Raw genomic sequence first — 2731 nt, forward strand, 5'->3', positions numbered from 1 at the left:
GGAGGGCGCGGGCGCGGCCGGGGCACGCGGGGCCATGCCGCCCGCGGAGGCACCGGTCGACAGCGGATCTTCGGCGCGCTGCACGGAGCCTTCGAAATGTGCGCCGCTCTCGATGGCGATGGTCTTGTGGATGATGTCGCCCTCGACGCGGGCGGTGGAGGTCAGGCGGACCTTGAGGCCACGCACCTTGCCCACGACGCGGCCGGTGACCACGACGTCATCCGCGACGATTTCGCCCTCGATATTCGCGCTTTCGCCGACGGTCAGCAGATGTGCGCGGATGTCGCCCTGAACCGTTCCCTCGACCTGGATGTCACCCGTGGTGCGCAGGTTGCCGGTGATGGTGAGATCCGAACTCAGCACCGAGGGGGCCGGCTTGGATTTCGGGGACGAGGAAGAAGAAGTCGACATGCTTGCTCCCGCATTGGGGCTGGATTTCTGATCGGACCTGGCGGTATCGGCTGCACCCTGCTCGGCGCCAGACGATTTAGGCCCTGGCTCGTTGATCTTGGATTTAGAAAACATCGCGTCCTGCCGTGATGAAGGTCATCGGGTTTACCGGGTCTCCGTTGCGCCGCACCTCGTAGTGCAGGTGGGTCCCGGTACACCGTCCGGTGCAGCCCATATCACCGATATGATCCCCGCGCGAGACCCTTTCGCCCCGCGAGACGTGAAGCCGGGTCATGTGCGCGTAACGGGTGGTGATGCCAAAGCCGTGGTCGATCTCGACCATAAGGCCGTAACCGCTTTGCCTGCCTGCAAAAACCACCGTTCCATCGCCGCCCGCAACGATATGCGTGCCGCGGGCTCCGGCGAAATCGACGCCGGCGTGAAGCCGCCGACCGCCGTTGAACGGATCGCTGCGATAGCCGAAGCCCGAGGTGTTGCGGTAGCTGCCGCGGACCGGGATGGAAAAGGGCAGCTGTTCGGCGGCGATGCGGTAGAGGTTCATTTCGTCCAGCGCGGCCAGAAGCTCGTTGGCGCGCAGCGACATGGCGTCGGGTTCCTCGCCGCGGGTCGAGACGGCGATGGGCATCAGCGGTCCGCCCTGGCCGGAATAGGTCGACCGGACTTGCCCGATCAGCCGGTCGGTCGACAGGCCCGAGGCCGAGAGCAGCCGGTCGAGCGGTTCCATCGACATCGCCACGGCGTCCTCGAGCTGGCGGAAGACACGCTCCTGACGTTCCTCGGCGAGGGCAGACTCGTAATGCAGGCGGTCGATTTCCAGCGCCGCCTCGGACACGAGCACGGCGCTGGTGTCGCGCTGTCCCGCCGTCGCCTCGAGCGCCGAGGCGAGGCGGTCCACGGCTGAATGAAGCTCGGCCTCGCGGGCCGCGGCGGTCTGCACGGTGCCGGTGTCGGCACGCAGCTCGTTCTGAAGGGTCGCCACCTGGTCGCGGGCGGTGTCGCGCTCGGCGATGGTGCGCCGCAGCGTGGCCTGGATGACGTTGACCGCGGTTTCAAGCTCGCGGCGGCGTTCCTCGGAACTGAGCAGCCGCAGCTGCATCGCGGCGACCTGGTCCATCGCGCCCGAGAATCGTTCCTGCGCCTGCACTGCCTCGGAGGTGCGCAACTCGACCTCGTCGGAGAGCGCGTTCAGCCGGGCCTGGTACATCATCTGTTCGCGCTGCGCCTGGTCGCGGGCGTTTCCGGCCGAAATGGCGTCGATCAGGAACACCGATGTGACGATCACCGACCATGCGACCACGGCGGCGAATCCGGTCAGGATTGCCGCCTGCGTTATCGGGCGGAGGCGGATGAAGCGTGTGCCCTGGTCGGATTTCAGGAACAGGCGCTGCTCGGGCAGGCGCGTTTCAAGTGCCGCGTTGAAGCGGCCCAACAGACGTGCTGTCACGTATCTTGCCCCATCTTTCCCTTTGTTTTCTGGAACCGCGCCGGGTGTCCCCGTCCGGTTGCGGCCCTGCCGAGGGAATACTTGGAACCGCTTACTGTCTCAACGATCTATCTCGATGTTGCATAAATGTCATGGAAATTTGCCGATTTCAGGCGGAAAACCGCCGATGCTAACATTCCGGCCCGGTCGGACGTGCGAAGCCGTCCCCGTCGGTCACTCGGTCAGCGGCCAGTAGAAATCCGGCGGAAGCCCCGCCTCGGCGCGTTTCTCTTCGTTGAAGGGGGGCTTCAGCTGGCCATGGAAATAGCGCCGGACAAGCCCGTGGAAGGCGTCTTTCGGGTCCATCTCGTGCCGACCGCAGAGGAAGTGGAACCACTTGGAGCCATAGGCGACGTGGTGGACCTCTTCGGCATAGATCACTTCCATCGCGGCGACGGCCTGTGCGGCGGCGGGGTCGTCCTTGGCGCGGCGGAAGATGTCGATCATGCCCGGCGTCACGTCGAGGCCGCGGGCCTCCAGCACCATGGGCACGACGGCAAGCCGCCCGATCAGGTCCTCGGCCGTGTCCTCGGCCGCGCGCCACATGCCGGCATGGGCGGCAAGCGCGCCGTAACGGCTGCCCATCGCCTCGAGGCAATCGGCGATCAGGTTGAAATGCTTGGATTCCTCGTCGGCCGCGCGCACCCAGTCGTCGTAGAAGCCGGGCGGCATCGGCACATCGGTGAACCGCGCGATGATGTCCCAGTGCAGATCGACGGCGTTCAGCTCGATATGGGCGACGGCGTGCAGGATGGCGATGCGCCCCTCGGGCGTGCCGGGGCGGCGGCGCGGCACCTCGCGCGGGTCGAGCAGCGCGGGCTCGGCGGGCCGGGCCGG

The 2731-nt window shown here is 66.6% G+C and carries 3 protein-coding genes; all 3 read right to left on the minus strand.

Annotated elements, in window-relative coordinates:
- A partial coding sequence (locus QQK83_RS19125) for a bactofilin family protein (protein ID WP_284267012.1) occupies positions 1-525 on the minus strand: 525 nt, incomplete at its 3' end.
- Positions 515-1855 (minus strand): DUF5930 domain-containing protein, encoded by a 1341-nt coding sequence (locus tag QQK83_RS19130; RefSeq protein WP_284267014.1) that lies wholly within the window; start codon positions 1853-1855, stop codon positions 515-517. The genes QQK83_RS19130 and QQK83_RS19125, both read right to left, overlap by 11 nt.
- A 213-nt stretch (positions 1856-2068) precedes the next feature.
- Positions 2069-2731: ferritin-like domain-containing protein (locus QQK83_RS19135; protein ID WP_284267016.1), on the minus strand; the 663-nt coding region annotated here is incomplete at its 5' end.

The sequence above is a fragment of the Roseicyclus amphidinii genome (assembly GCF_030163755.1).
Lineage (GTDB): Bacteria > Pseudomonadota > Alphaproteobacteria > Rhodobacterales > Rhodobacteraceae > Roseicyclus > Roseicyclus amphidinii.